Source organism: Devosia aquimaris (genome assembly GCF_020169335.1).
In the GTDB taxonomy this organism is placed as follows: Bacteria; Pseudomonadota; Alphaproteobacteria; order Rhizobiales; family Devosiaceae; genus Devosia; species Devosia aquimaris.
In genome coordinates, this window is sequence record NZ_JAIEZN010000001.1 from 1068429 (window position 1) to 1088956 (window position 20528).

Consider the following 20528-nt stretch of genomic DNA (forward strand, 5'->3'; position numbering starts at 1 on the left):
CGCCTTGGGGCCTTCTGCTTTAGCTTTGCGTCGCTCGACATCAATAGCTTCACCGAAGCGTCTGCGTCCTTAATGCAGTGGTCGGAGTACTTTCATCGACACGACGACCAAACCTGGGAAAAGCCTTAGCCGAGTAAGGGTGGCTGTTTAGCTCAAATGCACACCAAAACCTGCTAGTCCGCAACCCGACGCCATCCCCAGCCGCCAATCCCAAATCCCCCTATCCTGCCCGGATCAGCGGAATGGCGAGGTCCTTGCGGAACAGATAGAGCGCCGTCCGCGCCGCTTCGCCATCCTCACCGGTCAGGCCGGGGTTACGGGTCAGCAGGGCCTTGACGTCGTCATGGGCGAAGTCGAGCAGGTGCCGGTGCACATCGGGCACGGCGAGGCGATAGCCGGGCATGCCGGATTGCCGCGTGCCCAGCACGTCGCCCTGGCCGCGCAGCTCCAGGTCGCGTTCGGCGATCTCGAAGCCGTCTTCGGTGGACTTGATGGTGTCGAGCCGCGCCTGCGCCGTCTGGCTGAGATTACCCTTGTAGAGCAACAGACACGACGAGCGGGCCGAGCCACGGCCCACGCGCCCGCGCAACTGGTGCAGCTGCGCCAGGCCGAAGCGCTCGGCATGTTCGATGATCATGATAGAGGCATTGGGCACGTCCACGCCCACCTCGATCACTGTCGTCGCCACCAGCAGCTTCACCTCATTGGCGGCAAAGCGGCCCATCACCGCCTGCTTGGCCGCCGCGCTCATCCGCCCATGCACCAGCGCCACCTGGTCGCCGAACACTTTTGCCAGTTCGGCATAGCGATCCTCGGCGGCCACCACGTCGAGATGCTCGCTCTCTTCCACCAGGGGGCACACCCAGAAGGCCTGGGCGCCATCATCGAGCCTAGCCTTGAGCCGCGCCACCACCCGGTCATACTCGCCGATCGACAGCACCGCCGTATCGATCGGCTGCCGCCCCTTGGGCTTTTCGCGCAGGATGCTCACCGCCATGTCGCCAAAATGGGTCAGCACCAGCGTGCGCGGAATGGGCGTGGCCGTCATCACCAACAGATCCGTATGCTTGCCCTTGTCCGACAGCGCCAGTCGCTGGTGCACGCCGAAGCGATGCTGCTCGTCCACCACCGTCAGGCCCAGATTTTGGAATGCGACGCCGGACTGGAACAGCGCATGCGTGCCCACCACAATGGTCGTCGCCCCGCTAGCAATGCCGGCTAGCTTGGCCCGCCGCTCCGCCGCCGGCATCTTGCCGGTCAAAAGTTCGCAGCCCAGCCCCGCGAGGTCACACAGCGGCTTGAGCGTCTTGTAGTGCTGCGCCGCCAAAAGTTCGGTCGGCGCCATCAATGCCGATTGCGCACCGCTCTCGGCCATGGCCGCCATGGCCATCAGCGCAACCACCGTCTTGCCCGCGCCAACATCGCCCTGCAGCAGGCGCGACATGCGGTCGGGCGAGGCGAGATCGGCGCGGATTTCGTCGACCGCGGCAAGCTGCCCTTGTGTCAATGAAAAGGGTAACACCTTGCTGACCTTTTCGGTGATTTGGCCCGAAAAAACCCGCGCGATGCCACGGTCCGCCACCATGGTCGAGCGGATCAGTTGCAGCGTCAGCTGACCGGCAAAATATTCATCATAGGCAAGCCTTTGCCGGGCAGGGGCCCACAGTTCCGCCTCGCCCGGCGCATCCGGCAGATGCACCATGCGCATGGCGGCGGCAAAGCTCGGCCATTGCCGCTGCCGGAGCGTTCCGGCATCGATCCATTCGGGTAAATCCGGAACACTATCAACGACTTGCCGCACCAGCTTGGCCAGCGCCTTCGAACTCAGCCCCTGCGTCAGCGGATAGACCGGTTCCACCAGCGGCAGGCTCGCAAACTTCTCCGGCTCGACGATATAGTCCGGGTGCGTGATCTGCTTTTCGCCATTGAAAAAGCCAATCGTGCCAGAGACATAGCGATCTTCGCCAATAGGCAATGCCCGCTCCACCCAGCCGCCCTGGGCGCGGAAAAACACCAGTTGCACATCGCCCGTCTCGTCATGGGCGAACACCCGATGGGGAATATGCTCCTTGCCCCGCGGCGGCGGCTGGTGCCGGTCGACATGCAGCTTCAATGTCACGATCTGGTTGAGATAGGCCTCGGCGATGCCCACCTGCCGCCGCCGATCCACCACGCCGGACGGCATATGCATCAATATATCCAAGGCGATAGCGTCCTGGCCCTCTGGCGCGCCAAAGAACCGCGTCAGCAGCGCAGCCAGCTTGTCGCCGACACCCTTGATCGAGCGCAGCGAGCGAAACAGCGGCGAAATGGCTTCCGGGCGGGACACGGGGTGATGATTCTCCTTGTCCGGAGGCTACAGCCCCGCGCCGGGCGTTTGAAGGCATGCCATGGCGGCGCCAGGCGCCGTCGGCCCGATCAGTCGAGACCCTGTTGCTTCTTCCATTTGCGCAGGCGGGCGCGGGCATTGGCATAGGGCGAGGCGGTATTGAACTGCACCATCCGGCCAAGCGTCCATGTCTCATACCAGGGCGCGCCATAAAGCGCGGCGTCGCTCTCGCTCTCGACCAGCGCCACCAGCGCGGTCTTGGTCGCGTCCAGCCGCGCCAGCAGTTCGGGATAGGGTAACTCGGCGTAGTCGCGATAGAGTTTCGCCGCCAGCTGGCCGAGTTCGTTCCACTTAAAGCCCGTCTCGGGAAAGTCGACAGCCTGGCCCGCTGCCCGACCGGCATGCCACTTGAGCACCAGTTCGCCCCAGCCCAGCAGGTAGGCGGCCAGATCATGCACGCTCATCAGCGTGCCCTTGCTGTGGCCCTCTAGGCTCGCTTCGTCCGTGCGCTCGGCGGGAACGCTGGCCAACTCCGGCGCCAGCTTGCGATAGGAATCGGTGATCGCCGTCAGCAGCTCGGCCTTGTTCTGGGGAATCGACATGGTCATGGCCTCCTCGCATTCGTCCCGGCAGTCTAGTGTCTCCAGCAAGTGACGACATGATCGTGGTCAAGCCGCCAAGGGCTGACAAGGCGCTCCAATCCGCGTATGAGAGTGACCAAATCGGGAACAAATTCGGGATCATGGCGCATCAAATGAGTGCCGGTGAAGACATTTCCATGCGCCGCAAGAAGCTGCGCTACCGCGCCTGGCATCGGGGAACCCGCGAGATGGACCTCGTGCTCGGCCCCTATGCCGATGCCCATACCGAGGCCATGGATGCCGCCCAGCTCGACAGGCTCGAGGCGCTGATGAGCGAGGAAGATCCGCCGCTGCTCAAATGGGTCATGGGGCAGGAGACGCCGCCCGACCATATCGACCGCGAGTTCCTCGACCTCGTCATCGCTGACCACCACGCCCGGCTGGCCAAATGAACGACGCTACGCCCCTGCGCCCGGCGCGCACCATTGCCAATGTCCCCGATGGCATGCAGCCCATGGTGCTGGCCAGGCTGATCGAGCAACGTATCAACGCTGCCCCCGAGGATGCGGCCAGCCTGGTCTTTGTCGCCCGTGATGGTCGTCGGCTGCAGCGCATGGCCGAAGTGCTCGGCGCCATGCTGCCTGGCCATACAATCCTCACTCTGCCGGCCTGGGACTGTCTGCCCTATGACCGTGTCTCGCCCAACAATGTGACCATTGCCGCGCGCATGAACACACTGGCGGCGCTCACCAGCGGCGCCAAGGGTGCCGTGGTGCTCACCGCCGTCAACGCACTGATCCAGAAGGTGCCGCCGCGCGATGTTGTGGAGCAGATGTCGTTCTCGGCCATCTCCGGCCGCATGGTGGATAGCGAAAAGCTGATCGCCTGGGCGGCCAATAATGGCTATCTGCGCGTGCCGACGGTGCGCGAAAGCGGCGAGTTTGCCGTCCGCGGTGGCCTCGTCGACCTTTTCCCCGCCAGCGCCGAATCGCCGCTGCGCTTTGACTTCTTTGGCAGCACGCTGGAATCGATCCGCACTTTCGATCCCGACAGCCAGCGCACCACCGGCACGCTCAAGCGTATCGACCTGACGCCAATGAGCGAAGTGGTGCTCACCGAAACCACCATTCGCCGCTTCCGCCAGAACTATACCGCGGCCTTTGGGGGCAACACGGTCGACGACACGCTCTATGCCTCGGTCAGCGGTGGCTCGCGCTATTCGGGTACCGAGCATTGGCTGCCGTTCTTCTACGAGCATCTCGACACCCTGGCCGACTATGTAGGTGACGCCCCGTTTGTTTTCGACGAGCAGGCCATCGAGGCCTATGCCGACCGCGCTACCCAGGTCCGTGACTATTACGAGGCCCGCGAAGCAGCGCGACTGACGCCGACAGTGGCGGGCACCGGCGCGCCCTATAAGCCAATCAAGCCCGAACTGCTTTATGCCGTCGACCAGCACCCCTACGCGTTGGCTGGCGCCTCGGTGGTCCAGCTCAGCCAGTTCATGGCGCCCGGCACCAAGGCCGCCGACGATGCTGGTGGACACATCGCCCCCAGCTTTGCCGCCGAACGCCAGGCCACCGACACCAATCTCTTCCAGTCCGTCGTTGATCGCCTCCTGGCCGAGCGCCAGAAGGGCCGCCGCGCCGTCGTGGCTTGCTGGAGCACCGGCACGCGCGACCGCATGGTCCAGGTCCTCAAGGACCACGGCCTGACCAATCCGCGCCTGGCGGAAAACTGGCGCGATGCCGAAACCACCAGTGCGGCCACCACCTCGCTGGTCGTTTTGCCGCTGGAATCGGGCTTCGAGACCAAGGACCTGCTGGTCCTCTCCGAGCAGGATATTCTGGGTGAACGCATCCTCCGCCCGCAGCGCAAGAAGAAGGCCAGCGACGCGCTGACCGAGGCCGCGAGCCTGGCCGCCGGCGATCTGGTGGTGCATGTCGACCACGGCATCGGCCGATTCATCGGCCTCAAGGTCATCGAGGCCGGCGGTGCGCCGCATGAATGCGTCGAGCTCGAATATGGCGGCGACACCAAGCTCTACCTGCCGGTCGAAAACATCGAACTGCTCACGCGCTATGGCGCCGACGAGGGCAATGTCACGCTCGACAAGCTGGGCGGCGTCGCCTGGCAGGCCAAGAAGGGCAAGCTCAAGCAGCGCATCCGCGAGATGGCCGAGCAGCTCATCAAGATCGCTGCCGCGCGCTTGCTCACTAAGGCCGATGTCATCGAGATCAGCCCCGGCGCCTATGACGAATTCGCTGCCCGTTTCCCCTATGAGGAAACCGAGGACCAGCTCGCTGCCATTTCGGCGGTGTTCGACGATGTCACCTCCGGCCGCGTCATGGATCGCCTGGTGTGCGGCGACGTCGGCTTCGGCAAGACCGAAGTGGCGCTGCGCGCCGCCTTTGCCGTGGCGCTCAGCGGCAAGCAGGTTGCAGTCGTCGTGCCGACGACGCTGTTGTCACGGCAGCATTTCAAGACCTTCAGCGAGCGCTTTGCCGGCCTGCCGGTGCGCGTGCGCCAGGCCTCGCGCATGGTCGGCGCCGCCGAGCTCAAGGCCACCAAGGAAGGTCTGGCCGATGGTCAGGTCGACATCGTGGTGGGCACACATGCCCTCTTAAGCAAGACCATCAAGTTCCGCGACCTGGGCCTGCTGATCATCGACGAGGAGCAGCACTTCGGCGTCGGCCACAAGGAGCGTCTCAAGGAGCTCAAGGCCAATGTGCATGTGCTGACCCTGACAGCCACGCCCATTCCGCGCACACTGCAGCTGGCGCTCACCGGCGTGCGCGACCTCAGCCTGCTGGCGACCCCGCCGGTCGATCGTCTCGCCATCCGCACCTTCATCTCGCCCTTTGACGCGCTCTCGGTGCGCGAGGCGCTGCTGCGCGAGAAATATCGCGGTGGCCAGAGCTTTTATGTCGTGCCGCGCATCAAGGACCAGGTCGAGATCGCCGAATTCCTCAAGGAGCACGTGCCGGAAGTCTCCTACGTCGTGGCCAATGGTCAGATGGCGCCGGGCGAGCTCGACGACATCATGAATGCCTTTTACGACAACAAGTTCGACGTGCTGGTGGCCACCACCATCGTCGAATCGGGCCTCGATATCCCCAATGCCAATACGCTGATCGTGCATCGCGCCGACCATTTCGGCCTGGCGCAGCTCTACCAGATCCGCGGCCGCATTGGCCGGGCCAAGGCGCGCGCCTATGCGCTGTTCACCGTGCCGCCCGATCGCAAACTCACCGACACCGCCGAGCGGCGCCTCGGCGTGCTGCAATCGCTGGAAAGCCTGGGCGCCGGCTTCCAGCTGGCCAGCCATGACCTCGACATTCGCGGGGCAGGGAACCTGCTGGGCGACGAACAGTCCGGCCATATCCGCGAAGTCGGCTACGAGCTCTATCAGGCCATGCTGGAAGAGGCAGTGGCCAACCTCAAGAACGGCGATGCCGACTATGAGGACAAGAACGAGTGGAGCCCGCAGATCTCGCTGGGCATGCCGGTGATGATTCCCGAGCACTATATTCCCGACCTGCAGCTCCGCATGCAGCTCTATCGGCGCCTGGGTGATCTCACCGATATCCGCGATATCGACGCCGCCGGCGCCGAGCTGATCGACCGCTTCGGCCCGCTGCCCGAGGAAGTCGAATCCCTGCTCAAGGTGATTCTGGTCAAGGCGCTGTGCCGTCAGGCCAATGTGGAAAAGGTGGATGCCGGCCCCAAGGGTGCCGTCATCACTTTGCGCAACAACGAATTTCCCAATCCGGCCGGTCTTGTCCGCATGGTGGGTGACCCGGCCAGCCAGGTTCGCATCAAGCCGGATCAAAAACTGGTGTTCGCGCGAAACTGGCCCACGCCGACAGATCGCCTCAAGGGCGCGGCTGCCATATTGTCGCGGATGGCCAAGCTGGCGGAAAATCCGTCATGAGCCGCGCCGATAAACCCTGTCTTGCCATAATGCTTTGGCAAGGGGTGTTGGTCATGGTATTGCCCGATTTCAGCACTTGAAGGGCAGTTCAGTTATCGAGGTGGCGTCTGTCACCGGGACCGCCAAGGAAGCCAAGGAAATTCTATGAACATCAGGAAACCCCTCGTCGCCGGATTTGCGGTGGCCGCGCTCATGCTGTCCCCGCTGTCTGTCTTTGCCCAGGATGCCGCTCCGGCTGCGCCGGCCGCCGAGACTGCGCCTGCGGCCGACGCCGCCGCAGCGCCGGCAGCTGATGCTGCCCCTGGCGCCGGTTCGCCCTCGACCAACTGGCTCAAGGTCTGTGACCCGTTGCCCGATGGCCAGAAGGCCTGCATCATGCGCCAGGTGATCCTGGCCAATGGCCAGTTCCTCGGCTCGTTCCTGCTGCGCGACGATCCGGGCCAGGAAAGCCGCCTGCTGGCTGTTGCGGCCGTGCCGCTTGGCGTGCTGCTGCCGTTTGGCCTGACCTGGCAGATCGATGGCGCCAAGCCGATCCGGGTGCCCTATATGCTGTGCGACCCCACCTCCTGCGCGACGCAGCTGGTGATCAACGAGCAGTATGTGAACTCGCTCAAGAAGGGCAGCACGCTCAAGCTCACCGCCAAGAATCGCCAGAATCAGGACCTGACCATCGAGATCAGCCTGGCCGGCTTCACCGCGACCTATGATGGTGACGCCGCCCTGACCTTCGACCAGTTCCGCCAGGAAACCTCGGGCGAGAATGCGCTGGAACAGGTTCTGCAGGATCGCGCCGAACAGCTGCGCCAGCAGCTTGAAACGCCGCCGGCCGACGGTGCTGCTGCTCCCGCGGCAGGCACGGACGCTCCCGCGCCGGCCGCCCAGTAAGCCAGGTTTGGCAATCACACGAGATTTTGAATGGGGCGCGGGAAACCGCGCCCCATTTGCTTTGTCTTGATGTCAGCGGAGACCCATGCCGAGGGCAAAGGCCTGCTTGCGCAGGAACGGGGTCAGTTTGAGTGCCCAAAGCCCGCCGGCCCGCAGCGCCTGGGCCGGAATCATGTCGGCCAGCAGCGAGCGGAACAGCGTGTCGACCATGCCGCCAGTCCGCGCAAGATCGGCGGCACGCCGCCGCGCATAGTCAGTGCTGATCGCTACGGCCCAGTCGGCTCGGCTGCGGTCGACCGAACCAATTGCGCGCGCGATGTCGGCAACATCGCGCAATCCAAGGTTCAGCCCTTGGGCGCCGATGGGCGGGAAAGCGTGGCAGGATTCGCCGGCGAGGACGATGCCGTCAGCTCCGGCACGGTCCACGCTCAGGACGCCGAGCGGGAACACGACTGTGGGGCTGACCAGGGCAATGGATCCGAACAGGCGCTGCGACTTTTCCGCGAAACGGGCAAGCAGCGCGTCGGAGCCCTCTGCCTGGGCATCCGCCAGCACTTTCGCGTCATCGATCCAGACCAGATTGGCGCGATTGCCGCCAGCAGGCACCAGGGTGAACGGTCCCTTTGGGTAGTGGAACTCGATAGAGGTGCTGCCGATGGAACGGCCAAGGTCGAGGTCGCAGACCAGTGCGGACTGCTCGAACTGGCGTTCTGTCGCGCGCAATCCGGCCGCGGAGCGGACCATCGACTTCTTGCCGTCGGCGCCAACCACGAGCGGCGCCCGCAGGCTCACACCGTCGCTCTGGCGCACCACCCAGTCGTTGCCGTCGCGCGTCACAGCGCTGGCGCCCACCGGCCTGACGGTCAGATTGGGCAGCGCTGCTGCACTGGCATGGAAACTCTCCAGCAACGGGCCGTTGGCAAAATTCCAACCGAATGCCGGGATACCGGCATCCCGGGAATCAAACAGCGTTTCGGGCGCCCGGATCAGCCTCGGCGTGGAGTCGATGATGCGAATCTGGCTCAGCGCATGGCCCAGGGCTTCTGGCGCGTCGATCAGGCCCGCTGACAGCAAGTAGTTCACGCTGGGCATCATCAGCGCCGAGGTGCGCCGGTCCGGCGGCGCGGTTGGCGCCAGATGCACGGTTTCGAGGCCAGTGCGGGCCACGGCAACGGCAGCCGCGACGCCGGCGAGGCCACCACCCACAACGATGGCTTGGACGGGGGCGCTCATCGGGCATCCGCCAGTCGACGCGCATGCCCGCTGGGAATGAGCATGCTGCCCGAATAGGAGCCGATCAGCATGGTGATGATAAAAATGGCGAGGTTTTCTGGCCCGAACGCCATCAGCGCGATGGCCGGTCCGGGGCAGATGCCGGCCATGCCCCAGCCCATGCCAAATAGGACTGCCCCGCCGATCAGCCGCATGTCGACCTTGTCGTATTCCGGCTGATGGAACACGCTGTCAAACAAGGGCGCCTGCCGGCGCTTGCTCCATTGCACGGCAAGGAACATGACAAGGATGGCTGGCACGATGACAAAGGCCAGGCTCGGATCCCACCCGCCGGACGGAATGGCGGACACGTCGAGAAAGCGGAGCACCTTTTGGGCATCGACCATTTGAGACACATAAAGCCCGGCGCCGAACAAGGCACCGCTGGCTGCCGCCGTCGCGATATAGGGGGCCCTCAGATGCGGCATCACACCACTCCCGTAACAAACACTGTGAGCATAGCGACCCCGAAGAAGACGCCTACGGCCACAAATGACCGGCGCGACAGCCGGGCAATGCCGCACACGCCGTGCCCAGAGGTGCAGCCGTTGCCGATCTTGGTGCCCAGACCGGTCAGCAGCCCAGCGACGGCCAGCCAGGCTGGTGTGGGGATGGACCACGCGGCAGGTGCTTCAACCAGGCTCGCCGGCACATCACCGCCCATGCCAATGGCCGGGAAGAGCCGCGCGGTCCCAAAGGCGGCGCCGACCAGCGCCAGCAGGAACACCACGCGCCAGACGACTGTCTGCGCCGGCGGCAGTAGCTGACCGAAGATGCCAGATATGCCGGCGATTCGGCCATTGCCCAGCCAGAGCACGGCCGCAGCCAGACCAATCAAACTCCCGCCGATCGCGGCCGGGAGCGGAGAAAACGATTCCATTGCAGACTCTTCGGTTCGTGGCCTGCAACGGTTGTATCACTGCGCCCAAGCGCTAAGCCAGTCGATCAACTGTTCAAATCTGCTGCGCAACGCCGCAGTTTGGAGAAAACTCTTGGCCGCTATCTGGCTCAGCGGCAAAGGGCAGACTACAACTTGCGGCGCGTTACCGCGTGGAGGAGTTCGCGATGCTTGAGATGTTGGCTGATCCGAATGTTTGGATCGCTTTTGGCACCCTGACGGTCATGGAGATCGTGCTCGGGATCGACAATATCGTGTTCATTTCCGTGCTGGTATCGCGTCTGCCCCGAGAGCAGGCCGAGTTTGCCCGCAAGCTCGGTATTGGCCTGGCCCTGGTGTTCCGCATTGTGCTGCTGTTCCTGATCAGCTGGATTGTCCAGCTCAAGGACCCGGTCTTTGCCGCCTTTGGCCATGATTTCTCCTGGAAGGACATCATCCTGATCGCCGGTGGCGGTTTCCTGATCTACAAGGCAACGCACGAAATGCATGCCGCCATCGAGGATCATCACGAGGTGAGCGCCGCCAACGTGACCGGCGCAACGCTGCAGGCGATCCTGGTGCAGATCGTGATCATCGACATGGTGTTCTCCATCGATTCCATCATTACCGCAGTGGGCATGGTGCCTGCCGATCAGGTGCTGGTCATGGTCGCTGCCGTGCTGGTGGCTGTTGGCGTCATGTTCGTTGCCTCTGGCCCTATCGCCGGCTTTGTTGCACGCCATCCCACCACCAAGATGCTGGCTCTCGCCTTCCTGCTGTTGATCGGTGTGACCCTGGTGGCCGATGGCACCGGATTCCACATCGAAAAGGGCTACATCTACGCTGCCATGGCCTTCTCGGTGCTGGTCGAGGCCATCAACATCTTTGCAAAGCAGCGCAAGCAGCGCCTGTCGGGCGTCCATTCCGGCGGGACGGACTTCACGCCGTTCACCGGCGATACGGGCTCCGTATCGTCAGACAAGGCTATTGCGGCGCTCAACCGGAGCGGCCAGCCGAACTCCGCCGAGGCTGCAGCACCGCGGCCTGTCGGCACAGCTGCTCGCCCAAGCAACCGTTCGACGCCGGCTGCGCGCGCCCAATCGCGACCCAAGTCGGCGCCGCGCAAGCCCAAGGCACCAAAGTGATGAGCCAGCTTGCTCCCTACGCTGTCGTTGTCGCCAATACGGGTGGCCCGGAGGTCCTGCGCGTGGAGGGTATTGATCCGCCACAGCCCGGCCCAGGGCAGGTTGCGTTGCGCCAGTCGGCGATTGGTCTCAACTTCGTCGATACCTATCAGCGCTCGGGTCTCTATCCCGTGCCAACGCCCTTTGTGGCCGGCAATGAAGGGGTCGGGGTCGTCACGGCCGTTGGCGACGGGGTTGAACATATCTCGGTGGGGGACAGGGTTGCGTACCAGGGGCACGTTGGCGCCTACGCGAGCCACCGCGTCGCCGCAGCCGAGCGCATGGTGCCGGTCCCCGATGCGATTGATGACCAGACGGCAGCCGCCATCATGCTCAAGGGACTGACGGCCTACTATCTGCTGTTCAAGACCTGGCCGCTGGCTGCTGGCGAGACCATTCTCTGGCATGCGGCCGCAGGCGGTACCGGCCTGATCGCGACACAATGGGCAAAGGCCCTGGGCGCGACAGTGATTGGCACGGTTGGTAGCGAGGACAAGGCCAGGCTGGCGCGGGCACATGGCTGCGACCACGTCATCAACTACTCAACCGAAGACTTTGCCGCACGCGTCCGAGAGATCACCAACGGCAGAGGCGTGGACGTCGTCTATGACGGCGTGGGCAAGGCAACATTCGAGAAGTCGCTCGATTGCTTGCGGCCCCGTGGACTCATGGTCAGCTTCGGCAATGCGTCGGGGGTGGTGACCATTCCTGACATCACCTTGCTGTCACGCAAGGGCTCGCTTTATGTCACCCGCCCGACCGGCGTGCATTACCTCAATCAGCGCAGCGATCTTCTCGCTGGCGCAAAGCTGCTCTTCGACGCTGTCGCCTCCGGCGCCATTACAGTCGAGATCAACAAGACATTCCCGTTGACCGAGGCTGCCGATGCCCATCGCGCGCTCGAAAATCGTCAGACCACCGGATCGGTGATCCTCATCCCCTGAGGTCTGGACAGCCAGCCGCTCTGCCGCTAAAGGCTCACCCGTCGGGTGGGTGGCAGAGTGGTCGATTGCTCCGGTCTTGAAAACCGGCGGGCGCGGAAGCGTCCCGGGGGTTCGAATCCCTCCCCACCCGCCATACTTGGCCAATAGTCCCTTCAGACCACGGCGCTTCACCCCATCACTTCACAGACTCGGCTACAATCTGGGTTCACCTTTCCCCGGATGACGTGAGCCATGGCCGAGACCGACCTTTACCTGCCGCTGAAGACCTTCTTGGAAGGCGCCGGCTATGTCGTCAAAGGCGAGGTCAATGACTGCGATCTGGTGGGCGTTAAGGACGGGGATCCGCCTGTTGTCATTGTTTGCGAGCTGAAACTGGCCTTCAACCTCGAACTGGTCATGCAGGGCGTCAAGCGCGCTGCCTTCTGTGATGAGGTCTGGCTGGCCGCCCGTGCTTCCAAGACCAGCAGGGGACGCGAGCACGACGCGCGCTTTCGCAATCTGTGCCGTCGTCTCGGCTTTGGCGCGATCGCCGTTTCCGAGGCAGGCGAGGTATCGGTCATCGTTGCGCCGTTTGCTGCCACGCCACGTCGCGACGCCAAACGCCGCTCGCGTCTTCTCGATGAACACAAGCGCAGGGTGGGTGACCCCCAGGTCGGTGGTGGCCGCGGCAAGCCAATCATGACGGCCTACCGGCAGGATTGCATTGTCTGTGCCACCGCCTTGCTGGCTGGCCCGCAAAGCCCAAAGCAGCTCAAAACTGTCGTGCTTCGGGCTCCCAGCATTTTGCAGAGCAACGTTTATGGCTGGTTCACCCGGGTAAGCAGGGGCATCTATGGGCTGACAGAAGTCGGGCGTGCCGCCGTGCAGCCGCCGCAGGAGTGACCCTGGCAATTTCGGGTTGGACTTCTTTAGACCACTGGTCTAGAGACCGGAATGACCTTGCCACCACGCGGTGTACCAACCATGGATCAGCGACATATGGCGCGCGAACGCTTGCGCCAGCTTCCCGATGAGCAGCGTAGCGCGTGGCTGGACATCGCCGAGGCAGAGTTTCGCGCCCGCGGCTTCGAGGGCGCCTCGCTCAATGGCATTCTGGCACGGGCCGGCATCAGCAAGGGCCAAGCCTACTATTACTTCGCTGACAAGGGTGAGCTCTACCGGGCCGTCATCGATCGGGCGCTGACCGTTCTGGCGGGATTGGTGAAGGCGAAGCCAAATGCTTCGGCCTCGCCACAAGCCTTCTGGAGCGACATGGCTGGCTTTTTTGAGCGGCTGACGACAGTGCTGCAGCAGCGCGACGATCTGGCCGAACTTGGGCGTGGAATCTATCGCGAAGCTTCAGCCCAAGCGGCCATAGCTGACCTGATCGCCGACCTCGAGAGAGGCTTTTCCGGACTGGTCGTGATCGGGCAGGGCGTCGGCGCCATTCGCACCGATCTGCCCCAGGCGTTGTTGGTCGACATGTCCTTTGCGGCCATCCGCGCGGCGGACCAGTGGTTTGCAACCCATGGAGCCGACCTGGAAGCAGCGCAGGCGCAACCCCTCAACCAGCAGGTCCTTGGCCTCTTCATGGCCATGTTGGCGCCGCCAGACGCACCATCCATTTCCCCCGCATTCCTGAAGGATTGACCTTATGCGCTTTGCCCGTACGGCCGTTACCGCCTTGCTCGTCGCTTCAGCCATCAACCTAGCGCTCATGGTGCCTGGCGGCTTCGTCGAGACCCGCGATTTCAGTGCCTACTCGCCATTAGTCCTGGGTGCTTTCAACGTCTTTCTGACGGTCCTGGGCCTGGGCAGTCTTGTTCTAGCCTACGCGGTGTTTCGCACAGGCCGTCTCGCTGGCCTCGTCAGTCTGGCCGGACTGGGCTTTGTGGCCGTCTATCTGCTCGACCTCGGCCGCATTTTTCCCGTGCCGCCCGAACCCATGTCCGCTGTTCTGGCAACGCTGGAGTGGATCGGCACGGTTCTGGGCGCCGCCCTGGTCCTTGCCGCCTATCTGTCCGCCCGGCACTCCGGTGCAAGCACCGGCGATGTGCCGGCGCCAAAACCGTCCATGCCCGCCCTCGTCGGTCTCGCGGCAATCGCGCTGGTCATTGTCGCCTTCGCCACCAAATCTGCCATGGGCGTTTAGGCGTTTCCCGCCAGCCCGCCGCGCCGAGTCAGCGGGCGGCGCTGTCGCTGCCCGACCCTTTCGCCCGCTGATGATAGGTCAGCGCCATGGCCAGGCACATTGCCAGTTCGGTCTCCGGCAGGGGCTCTGCCGTCGGGATCAGGATCGCCCGATTGCCTTGATAGGCAAACGTATCGGCAAACTGCGCGCGAAAACTGTCCACCAAGCTGGTGTGGCAGTTGAAGAACACTGCCGCAGTGTGTTCCTCGCCCTTTGGTACCCCCAGCCTTATGGTGCTGCCACTGCCGGTGGCTGCGGTCAGATAGGCCGGTTCTCCCCATTTGAGCGTTTCGGTCAGCACACCGACCCCCGGCGTCGCATCGGCCACGGCAAAGATCAGCTGGCGAATGCGCAGCAGGTGATCGCGCACTGGCGCTGAAACTGCCGCAAACGCCGGCGAGACCGTGTCTGGAACCGGCGGCGCTGCTGTCAGCTTCTCCATCACATTGCCCGCAGCGGCAGATGGATATCGGTCACCAGCGCCAAGGGCGGCGTGTCACGCGGATCGTTGCGATAGGCCTCGAGCACGGGCGCATCGTCAGCCGCATAGCCCGAGCCGGGCAGCCAGACGCCGAACAGCCAGCGATAGGCATCGCGCATGTCGGCATAGGGCCCCACATAGCGCAGCCGCGCATAGAGCCCGCCGCGCTGAACACTGTCCAGCAGCGGCGGCACCAACCCAACCGCCTCGCCGATCGGCACACGGGCCTGCGATTGCAGGCGATCACTGGCCACTAGGTCGGGATCATCGAAAAACGCCGCCATCATCTGCGGGGCGGCGGGCAGGGCGCCTTGCGCCCCAAGCTGGGCGAACAACTGCCCCATGGCGCGGTCGATCTCGATATAGGTGCCCTGATGCGCCATTGCCGCACAGCGAACTGCTGGCAGGGTCTCGATATAGATTGGAAAGCCCTTGGCATCGCCCGCCCGGTTCGCGGCCTTGAAGGCGGCATGCGATCCTTCGGCGCGATAAGCGGCTGGCGCCAGGCCATAGGCCTCCCGGAAGGCATGCGCAAAGGCATCAGCTGAGCCATAGTGGGCCTGGGCCGCAATGGCCGCCAGTGCCATGTCGGAGTTTGCCAGCCGTTCCGCAGCCCGTGCCAGCCGCAGCCGCCGGATTGTCGCCGTGATGGTCTGGCCCCGCATCGCCACATAGATCCGGTGCCAGTGGTAGGGCGACAGACACGCCACCTCGGCCAGCGTTTCGAACCCGATGTCCTCATCGAGATGGGCATGGATGTGCTCGAGCGCCCTGTCGAGCCGCGACTCGTAAGCTGATTGCGCCATTTCGGTCATTCCTTCTCGCCACTCCGTTTGCATAGCAGCAGGCTGGCACAGGGCCGACCGATAAATCCTGCGGAACTGCCAAGCTCCCGGGTCCGTTCGGTTCGTAGCCCCAGACAAGGTTGGCCCGGGGCGTCCGCGCCCGACGACTGGAGCGATGCCCGCCTCATCCGCCCTGTTTGCTATCCTGACGCGATGACAGCGCCGGCTTGCTCCGCTTGCCGCCGCGCCTTCCCGCCATATCAATGAGCCGCCGAAACGTCGGGCATTCCATATGCGATGGCGCCGCACAATCGGCGACGTGGCGCAGCGTATCGCGCAGCGCTGTCAGCTCATCGATCTGCCGGTCAATGGCATCGGCCCTCTCGCGCAGCACCGCGCGCGGCAGTTCCTTTAGCTCACTCTGCCCAAACATGCCGGCGATCTCGTGCAGCGAAAAGCCCGCCGTCTTGCCCATCGCAATCAGCTTGAGCTGCAGCAGCACCTCAGGCGCAAACTGCCGCCGCAATCCGTGCCGCCGGACGGAGGCGATCAGCCCCGCATCCTCATAATAGCGCAGAGCAGACGGCTGCACGCCACTGCGTGCGGAGACCTCGCCGATATCGAGCAATTCCATGCTTGACCTCAAGTGAACTTGAAGTGGCAGCATGTGCCGATAGCCCTATTTTCGCAAGAGGATCCCCAATGAATTCGCCCGACACGACTGCCACCTCACAGCATCAAGCGCCCCCAATCGTTACAGTGACATTGGCGCTCTGCATGCTCCTGGCCTCCCTGGGGACCAGCATTGCCAACATTGCGCTGCCAAACTTGGCCACGGCCTTTGCCGCGCCCTTCGCCGCCGTGCAAGCCGTTGTTGTCGTCTATCTGACCACCCTAACCATGGCCGTCCTGATGGCCGGGCGCGTGGGCGACCGTTTTGGTTTGCGCGCCATGTTGCGCCTTGGTCTCACGCTCTTCGCGGCGGCGACGGCGCTGTGCGCAGTGGCGCCCACACTCGAATTTCTGGTAGTTGCCCGGGGCCTGCAGGGCGTCGGCGCCGCATTCCTGATGACCTTGGCCATGGCCCTGATGCGACAGACGGCAGGCACGGCGCGCATTGGCCGCGCCATGGGCCTTTTGGGCACGGTGTCGGCCGTGGGGACCGCGCTCGGGCCGACGCTGGGCGGTCTTGTGATTCCACTGGCCGGCTGGCGCGGCATTTTCTGGGCACAATTGCCACTGGCTGGGTTGGCTCTGGTCCTGGCGTTCATCGCGCTGCCACACGCGCCGACGCGCCCTGACCCCACCGCACAGCGTCTTCGCTCGGCGCTGGATTGGGCGCTCCTGCCCAATCTCACACTTAACTTCCTCGTCGCCGCCGTCATGATGACGACACTGGTCGTTGGCCCTTTCTATCTTGGCCTTTCCCTTGGCTTGCCGGCGGAGCAGGTCGGGCTGGTGATGGCGATTGGCCCAGGCATTTCCATCGCGGCCGGCGTACCTGCTGGGCGCCTGGTTGATGCGCGAGGGGCCACTGCCGTTCTCTGGTCTGGACAAAGCCTGATCCTGGCCGGGGCACTGCTCCTGGCCGTGCTACCGGGCTTCATGGGGATGTGGGGTTACGCGCTCGCCATTGCTGTCCTCACTCCCGGATATCAACTGTTTCAGGCGGCCAACAATACGGCCACGCTTGCCGATGTCGCCGGACCCATGCGCGGCACTGTTTCGGGACTATTGGGCCTGTCGCGCAACCTCGGACTGGTTGCTGGGGCGGCTGCCATGGGAGCCATTTTTGCGCAGGCAACTGGTGCGGCAGACCTTGCGCAAGCAGGCCCGGAGGCCATCGCCAGGGGCATGCAGCTCACCTTCCTGATTGCGGCGGCGCTCATGCTGGGCGGTCTGGCTATGCTGGCCTGGCGCGCACAGTCGCCGCGGTGACGGCTGCGGACCATTGCGGGGCAGGGCTGGCATTGCTATGGAGCCAGCCAGTCTTGCCGCCCGCTGTGCGGCTGGACAATGTCAGGACCGCCAGGAGACGGACATGAGCCGCAAGGATTTTGATGCATCCAAGATGCGCCGCCTCAAGCGGATCGCCGGGCGGCACGGCCTGACCATTCTCACGGCCGAAAAGCTTACGGCCAAGATGGGCAAGGGCGGCCACGCCATCCGCGAGGATGCCACACATAAGGTAATCTATGGGGATGACCCATTGCCGTTCTCGGCAACTTTTGAGGACATAGAGGACTATGTCGACAAACTGGAAGCGGCGGAAGAGTAAGCGCGGCTGACCTAGTTGGCAACGCCCCTCCAGCGGCCGACCGGCAAATTTCCGTTATTTATTCTGTAACAGGAATCGCCGCACACTCAGGTCATTGGCATACTTGGAGGCGCGTTATTGTGTTTACTCTGATCAACGCCGACGCCGAAGACGACGACACCGAAATCACCGATCCCCAGGAAATTGCAGAACTGTTTGCTGCCATCGCCGCGGTTGCCATCGAGGCAATCGGTGCGGGGCAGGCACGCCAGCTCTTTGATGCTGTCGTGGAACAGGACGGCAAGGACCCCAACTGACGCCGGACGCACCAGTCCCGGCAGGTCAACTCCGGCCGATGCCAGTCGCTGCGCATCGGCGCTAACGAACGGTCTTCCGAGCGAGGCAGAGCTCCTGCGCTTATGGACCGGATTGACTGTCCCGGGCTGCTCCGACAGGAGTAGCGGCATAGAGCGCGCCGAGGCCGCACCGTGACCGACTTGTCCGCACCCAATGCATTTCCCGTGCCTACCATCGTGCCTCTGGGCGATGCCTGCCTCTTGGTGCGTTTCGGCACGACCTTGACCGATCAGGCCAATCGCGCCGTCATCGCCTTTGCGCGGCTGCTGGAGCGCGAACCGGTGCCCGGCGTGGACGAGGTCATGCCCAATCTTGTCTCGGTGCTGTTGCGCTTTGATCCGCTGCGGGCCCACCCCGCGCAAATCGCCGGGGAAATTCGTCTGCGGCTGTTTGCCCTCGGCGACAGCGACGCAGATGCGCCAGCCCACTGGACCCTTCCGACCGTCTTTGACGGGCCTGACCTGGAAGAGGTTGCCACCCTACTCGGCCTCTCAGCTGCCGCCTTCGTCTCTGCCCATAACAGCCGGACGTTACGCGTTCTGGCCACCGGCTTTGCGCCAGGTTTTGTCTATTGCGGCATGCACGATGACGCTCTCGTACTGCCGCGCCGCACCAGCGTGCGGCCGATGGTCCCGGCCGGCACCGTCCTCTTTGCAGCCGGCCAAACTGCCATCACCGCAACGCCGCTCCCAACAGGCTGGCATGTCCTCGGCCGTACCGATTTTGCCAATTTCGACGCCTCGGCATCCCCGCCCACCCGTTTGAGCCCCGGTGACACAGTTCAGTTCACGGTTGCCACATGAACACGCGCCTGTTCATCACCCGGGCCGGTCCGCTGACAACGATCCAGGACGCTGGCCGCTTCGGCATGCTGCGCCACGGCATCAGCGCCTCGGGGCCGATGGACCGCGCCGCCTATGCCCTGGCTGGACAACTAGCTGGTGGCGGCTCCGGCGCCATCGAAATCACCACCGCCGGGATCGACCTGGTCCTGGACGCCGGCAACTGCCGCCTGGGCCTTGCCGGTGGCGTCTTTACCGCCCGGCACAATGATCGGGTCGTTCCCTGGCCCGGCGTAGTAACACTCTCTGCTGGTGATCGCCTGTCCATCACGCCCGGTCCGGCAGGCAACTATGGCTACCTGCGCTTTGATGCTGACCTCGATTGCCCGCCCGTTCTGGGCAGCGTTGCTACGAGTACCCGCGCTGGCATCGGCGGCTATCGGGGCAGGGCGCTGCTCACAGGCGATAGGGTCGACCTGCGTCCCGTCGCCGAACCCGCGGCGCCTGTCACCGTTACCGTGACTCCTCCAGACAATGGTCCCCTGCGCTTTGTCTGGGGTCTCCATGCCGATCTGTTCAGCCCCACCATTCGCCAGGGCTTCCTGCAGCAGCCTTTTGCTATCGGCCGCCGGCATGACCGGATGGGCATAAGGCTCGATGATCCCCACGGCGTCTTTGCGGAGGCATCCATTCTCTCGCTGGTCTCGGACGCCATTGTGCCCGGAGATATCCAGATCCTGGGCGACGGCACTCCCACCGTGTTGATGCGCGATCACCAGCCCACCGGGGGCTATCCGCGCATTGCCACGGTGATTTCTGCCGATCTCGATCGCCTGGCCCAGATGCGGCCGGGAACAATGCTCAGTTTTGCCGCCATCACGGCGGACCATGCCTTGTCCTTGCTGCGGAGCCAGATTTGATGAGCGTGATCGACCTTAACGCCGATCTGGGCGAGGGGGCAGGCCATGACGAGGACCTGCTGCAGATCGTCTCCAGCGCCTCAATCGCCTGTGGCGCCCATGCTGGCGACGCCGCCACCATCCGCAAGATCCTGCGCATCTGCAAGGCGCGCGGCGTGCGAGCCGGGGCCCATCCCGGCTACGCCGACCCCAAGCGCTTCGGCCGCTTTCGCATTGTCATGCCACTCGACACCTTGCTGGGGCAGATCCGGGAACAGCTGTTTCTCACCCGCTTCATTGCCGACGAGGTTGGCGTACCCTTGGCCTATGTGAAGCTGCATGGCGCCCTGGCCAACCAGACCGCCGAGGAACTGGCCTTTGCCGTGGGGATTTTCGCCACCATCCAGGCCATGGACGCCCGTATGGCCGCATTGGCACTGGACAACAGCCAACAGGTTCGGGCTGCCCGCGCTGTGGGCATGCCCCTGATCCGCGAGGCCTATGCGGATCGCGCCTATACGGCGCAGGGACTGCTGGTACCGCGGAGCGAGGCGGGGGCTGTGATCCACGACGCCGACGCAGTGGTGGCCCAGTGCCTGCGCCTCGCGCGGCATGGAGAGATCGTCGCAATCGATGGTACGGTGATTAAGTCCTCGGCGCGCTCGATCTGTCTGCACGGTGATACGCCCGGTGCCGTCGATCTGGCGCGAGAGATCCGCGATGCCCTCGAGAGTGAGGGCATCACCATCGCACCGGTGCCGCCCGAAGCGCCGGAACCGCCGTCAGCATGA

21 protein-coding genes, 1 tRNA gene and 1 pseudogene are annotated in these 20528 nt (G+C 64.1%); 15 read left to right on the forward strand and 8 right to left on the reverse strand.

All coding sequences use genetic code 11. The features are described 5' to 3' along the window. Nucleotides 1-220: 220 nt before the first annotated feature. Complete coding sequence (gene recG / locus K1177_RS05130; protein ID WP_224702235.1) at nucleotides 221-2329, reverse strand: ATP-dependent DNA helicase RecG; 2109 nt, start codon at nucleotides 2327-2329, stop codon at nucleotides 221-223. An 89-nt stretch (nucleotides 2330-2418) separates the two neighbouring features. Then, the gene (locus K1177_RS05135; protein WP_224702236.1) at nucleotides 2419-2931 is read right to left on the reverse strand and encodes a ClbS/DfsB family four-helix bundle protein; all 513 of its coding nucleotides are present in this window, start codon (nucleotides 2929-2931) and stop codon (nucleotides 2419-2421) included. A 152-nt stretch (nucleotides 2932-3083) separates the two neighbouring features. Here K1177_RS05135 and K1177_RS05140 point away from each other — a divergent pair, with 152 nt between their 5' ends. The 3 genes from K1177_RS05140 to K1177_RS05150 all read left to right on the forward strand — a co-directional run bounded on the left by K1177_RS05140 (nucleotide 3084) and on the right by K1177_RS05150 (nucleotide 7729). Beyond that, nucleotides 3084-3362 (forward strand): FAD assembly factor SdhE, encoded by a 279-nt coding sequence (locus K1177_RS05140; protein WP_224702237.1) that lies wholly within the window; start codon nucleotides 3084-3086, stop codon nucleotides 3360-3362. After that, nucleotides 3359-6844 carry a transcription-repair coupling factor gene (mfd, locus tag K1177_RS05145; protein WP_224702238.1) on the forward strand — a complete coding sequence of 1162 codons (3486 nt, stop codon included), beginning with the start codon at nucleotides 3359-3361 and terminating at the stop codon, nucleotides 6842-6844. Before K1177_RS05140 ends, mfd begins: the two co-directional genes overlap by 4 nt. Before the next feature lie 144 nt (nucleotides 6845-6988). Then, nucleotides 6989-7729, forward strand: coding sequence for an invasion associated locus B family protein (locus K1177_RS05150; RefSeq protein WP_224702239.1), 741 nt, complete (start codon nucleotides 6989-6991; stop codon nucleotides 7727-7729). A gap of 72 nt (nucleotides 7730-7801) precedes the next feature. Here K1177_RS05150 and K1177_RS05155 read toward each other — a convergent pair whose 3' ends face one another. The 3 genes from K1177_RS05155 to K1177_RS05165 are packed head-to-tail and all read right to left on the reverse strand — an operon-like array spanning nucleotide 7802 to nucleotide 9881. Further along, nucleotides 7802-8962 carry an FAD-dependent monooxygenase gene (locus K1177_RS05155; RefSeq protein ID WP_224702240.1) on the reverse strand — a complete coding sequence of 387 codons (1161 nt, stop codon included), beginning with the start codon at nucleotides 8960-8962 and terminating at the stop codon, nucleotides 7802-7804. Further along, the gene (locus K1177_RS05160; protein ID WP_224702241.1) at nucleotides 8959-9429 is read right to left on the reverse strand and encodes a DUF6691 family protein; all 471 of its coding nucleotides are present in this window, start codon (nucleotides 9427-9429) and stop codon (nucleotides 8959-8961) included. The genes K1177_RS05155 and K1177_RS05160 overlap by 4 nt, the downstream gene beginning before the upstream one ends. Continuing rightward, nucleotides 9429-9881, reverse strand: coding sequence for a YeeE/YedE family protein (locus tag K1177_RS05165; RefSeq protein ID WP_224702242.1), 453 nt, complete (start codon nucleotides 9879-9881; stop codon nucleotides 9429-9431). Before K1177_RS05165 ends, K1177_RS05160 begins: the two co-directional genes overlap by 1 nt. Before the next feature lie 185 nt (nucleotides 9882-10066). On the opposite strand from K1177_RS05165, the pseudogene K1177_RS05170 reads away from it, so the two are divergent. From K1177_RS05170 to K1177_RS05195, 6 genes and pseudogenes are all read left to right on the forward strand, one after another. Continuing rightward, nucleotides 10067-10801 (forward strand): annotated as a pseudogene (locus K1177_RS05170) (TerC family protein); the annotation flags it as partial. A gap of 221 nt (nucleotides 10802-11022) precedes the next feature. Continuing rightward, nucleotides 11023-12006: a quinone oxidoreductase family protein gene (locus tag K1177_RS05175; protein ID WP_224702243.1), complete on the forward strand. Its 984-nt coding sequence runs from the start codon at nucleotides 11023-11025 to the stop codon at nucleotides 12004-12006. A gap of 43 nt (nucleotides 12007-12049) precedes the next feature. After that, nucleotides 12050-12139, forward strand: a tRNA-Ser gene (locus tag K1177_RS05180). A gap of 98 nt (nucleotides 12140-12237) precedes the next feature. After that, entirely contained in the window at nucleotides 12238-12888 is a 651-nt protein-coding gene (locus tag K1177_RS05185; protein WP_224702244.1) for a DUF2161 domain-containing phosphodiesterase, read from the forward strand. A gap of 96 nt (nucleotides 12889-12984) precedes the next feature. After that, nucleotides 12985-13635: a TetR/AcrR family transcriptional regulator gene (locus K1177_RS05190; protein WP_224702245.1), complete on the forward strand. Its 651-nt coding sequence runs from the start codon at nucleotides 12985-12987 to the stop codon at nucleotides 13633-13635. A 4-nt stretch (nucleotides 13636-13639) separates the two neighbouring features. After that, nucleotides 13640-14137, forward strand: a complete 498-nt coding sequence (locus K1177_RS05195) for a hypothetical protein (RefSeq protein WP_224702246.1) — start codon at nucleotides 13640-13642, stop codon at nucleotides 14135-14137. 28 nt (nucleotides 14138-14165) lie between these two features. Here the strand turns inward: K1177_RS05195 and K1177_RS05200 are convergent, their stop codons facing one another. The 3 genes from K1177_RS05200 to K1177_RS05210 form a co-directional block, all read right to left on the reverse strand. Next, nucleotides 14166-14618 (reverse strand): DUF1801 domain-containing protein, encoded by a 453-nt coding sequence (locus tag K1177_RS05200; RefSeq protein ID WP_224702247.1) that lies wholly within the window; start codon nucleotides 14616-14618, stop codon nucleotides 14166-14168. Beyond that, nucleotides 14618-15463 (reverse strand): AraC family transcriptional regulator, encoded by an 846-nt coding sequence (locus tag K1177_RS05205; RefSeq protein WP_224702248.1) that lies wholly within the window; start codon nucleotides 15461-15463, stop codon nucleotides 14618-14620. The genes K1177_RS05200 and K1177_RS05205 overlap by 1 nt, the downstream gene beginning before the upstream one ends. Nucleotides 15464-15626: 163 nt before the next feature. Beyond that, nucleotides 15627-16076 (reverse strand): helix-turn-helix domain-containing protein, encoded by a 450-nt coding sequence (locus K1177_RS05210; RefSeq protein WP_224702249.1) that lies wholly within the window; start codon nucleotides 16074-16076, stop codon nucleotides 15627-15629. A 143-nt stretch (nucleotides 16077-16219) separates the two neighbouring features. Between K1177_RS05210 and K1177_RS05215 the strand changes: the two genes are divergently transcribed. The 6 genes from K1177_RS05215 (at nucleotide 16220) to K1177_RS05240 (ending at nucleotide 20528) form a co-directional block, all read left to right on the forward strand. Beyond that, nucleotides 16220-17380: an MFS transporter gene (locus tag K1177_RS05215; protein ID WP_263574777.1), complete on the forward strand. Its 1161-nt coding sequence runs from the start codon at nucleotides 16220-16222 to the stop codon at nucleotides 17378-17380. Between the two features lie 103 nt (nucleotides 17381-17483). Continuing rightward, nucleotides 17484-17720, forward strand: coding sequence for a hypothetical protein (locus K1177_RS05220; RefSeq protein ID WP_224702251.1), 237 nt, complete (start codon nucleotides 17484-17486; stop codon nucleotides 17718-17720). A 119-nt stretch (nucleotides 17721-17839) separates the two neighbouring features. Beyond that, nucleotides 17840-18016, forward strand: coding sequence for a hypothetical protein (locus K1177_RS05225; protein ID WP_224702252.1), 177 nt, complete (start codon nucleotides 17840-17842; stop codon nucleotides 18014-18016). A gap of 171 nt (nucleotides 18017-18187) precedes the next feature. Next, nucleotides 18188-18859, forward strand: coding sequence for a 5-oxoprolinase subunit B family protein (locus K1177_RS05230; RefSeq protein WP_224702253.1), 672 nt, complete (start codon nucleotides 18188-18190; stop codon nucleotides 18857-18859). Then, nucleotides 18856-19758: a 5-oxoprolinase subunit C family protein gene (locus K1177_RS05235; protein WP_224702254.1), complete on the forward strand. Its 903-nt coding sequence runs from the start codon at nucleotides 18856-18858 to the stop codon at nucleotides 19756-19758. Before K1177_RS05230 ends, K1177_RS05235 begins: the two co-directional genes overlap by 4 nt. Next, on the forward strand, nucleotides 19758-20528 hold the full coding sequence (locus K1177_RS05240; protein WP_224702255.1) for a 5-oxoprolinase subunit PxpA: 771 nt from the start codon (nucleotides 19758-19760) through the stop codon (nucleotides 20526-20528). Before K1177_RS05235 ends, K1177_RS05240 begins: the two co-directional genes overlap by 1 nt.

Excerpts from the sequence above, each read along its gene's own strand:
- K1177_RS05135 (WP_224702236.1), bottom strand. The coding sequence starts at position 2,931 with ATGTCGATTCCCCAGAACAAGGCCGAGCTGCTGACGGCGATCACCGAT.
- K1177_RS05140 (WP_224702237.1), top strand. The coding sequence starts at position 3,084 with ATGAGTGCCGGTGAAGACATTTCCATGCGCCGCAAGAAGCTGCGCTAC.
- mfd (WP_224702238.1), top strand. The coding sequence starts at position 3,359 with ATGAACGACGCTACGCCCCTGCGCCCGGCGCGCACCATTGCCAATGTC.
- K1177_RS05150 (WP_224702239.1), top strand. The coding sequence starts at position 6,989 with ATGAACATCAGGAAACCCCTCGTCGCCGGATTTGCGGTGGCCGCGCTC.
- K1177_RS05155 (WP_224702240.1), bottom strand. The coding sequence starts at position 8,962 with ATGAGCGCCCCCGTCCAAGCCATCGTTGTGGGTGGTGGCCTCGCCGGC.
- K1177_RS05160 (WP_224702241.1), bottom strand. The coding sequence starts at position 9,429 with ATGCCGCATCTGAGGGCCCCCTATATCGCGACGGCGGCAGCCAGCGGT.
- K1177_RS05165 (WP_224702242.1), bottom strand. The coding sequence starts at position 9,881 with ATGGAATCGTTTTCTCCGCTCCCGGCCGCGATCGGCGGGAGTTTGATT.
- K1177_RS05175 (WP_224702243.1), top strand. The coding sequence starts at position 11,023 with ATGAGCCAGCTTGCTCCCTACGCTGTCGTTGTCGCCAATACGGGTGGC.
- K1177_RS05185 (WP_224702244.1), top strand. The coding sequence starts at position 12,238 with ATGGCCGAGACCGACCTTTACCTGCCGCTGAAGACCTTCTTGGAAGGC.
- K1177_RS05190 (WP_224702245.1), top strand. The coding sequence starts at position 12,985 with ATGGCGCGCGAACGCTTGCGCCAGCTTCCCGATGAGCAGCGTAGCGCG.
- K1177_RS05195 (WP_224702246.1), top strand. The coding sequence starts at position 13,640 with ATGCGCTTTGCCCGTACGGCCGTTACCGCCTTGCTCGTCGCTTCAGCC.
- K1177_RS05200 (WP_224702247.1), bottom strand. The coding sequence starts at position 14,618 with ATGGAGAAGCTGACAGCAGCGCCGCCGGTTCCAGACACGGTCTCGCCG.
- K1177_RS05205 (WP_224702248.1), bottom strand. The coding sequence starts at position 15,463 with ATGGCGCAATCAGCTTACGAGTCGCGGCTCGACAGGGCGCTCGAGCAC.
- K1177_RS05210 (WP_224702249.1), bottom strand. The coding sequence starts at position 16,076 with ATGGAATTGCTCGATATCGGCGAGGTCTCCGCACGCAGTGGCGTGCAG.
- K1177_RS05215 (WP_263574777.1), top strand. The coding sequence starts at position 16,220 with ATGCTCCTGGCCTCCCTGGGGACCAGCATTGCCAACATTGCGCTGCCA.
- K1177_RS05220 (WP_224702251.1), top strand. The coding sequence starts at position 17,484 with ATGAGCCGCAAGGATTTTGATGCATCCAAGATGCGCCGCCTCAAGCGG.
- K1177_RS05235 (WP_224702254.1), top strand. The coding sequence starts at position 18,856 with ATGAACACGCGCCTGTTCATCACCCGGGCCGGTCCGCTGACAACGATC.
- K1177_RS05240 (WP_224702255.1), top strand. The coding sequence starts at position 19,758 with ATGAGCGTGATCGACCTTAACGCCGATCTGGGCGAGGGGGCAGGCCAT.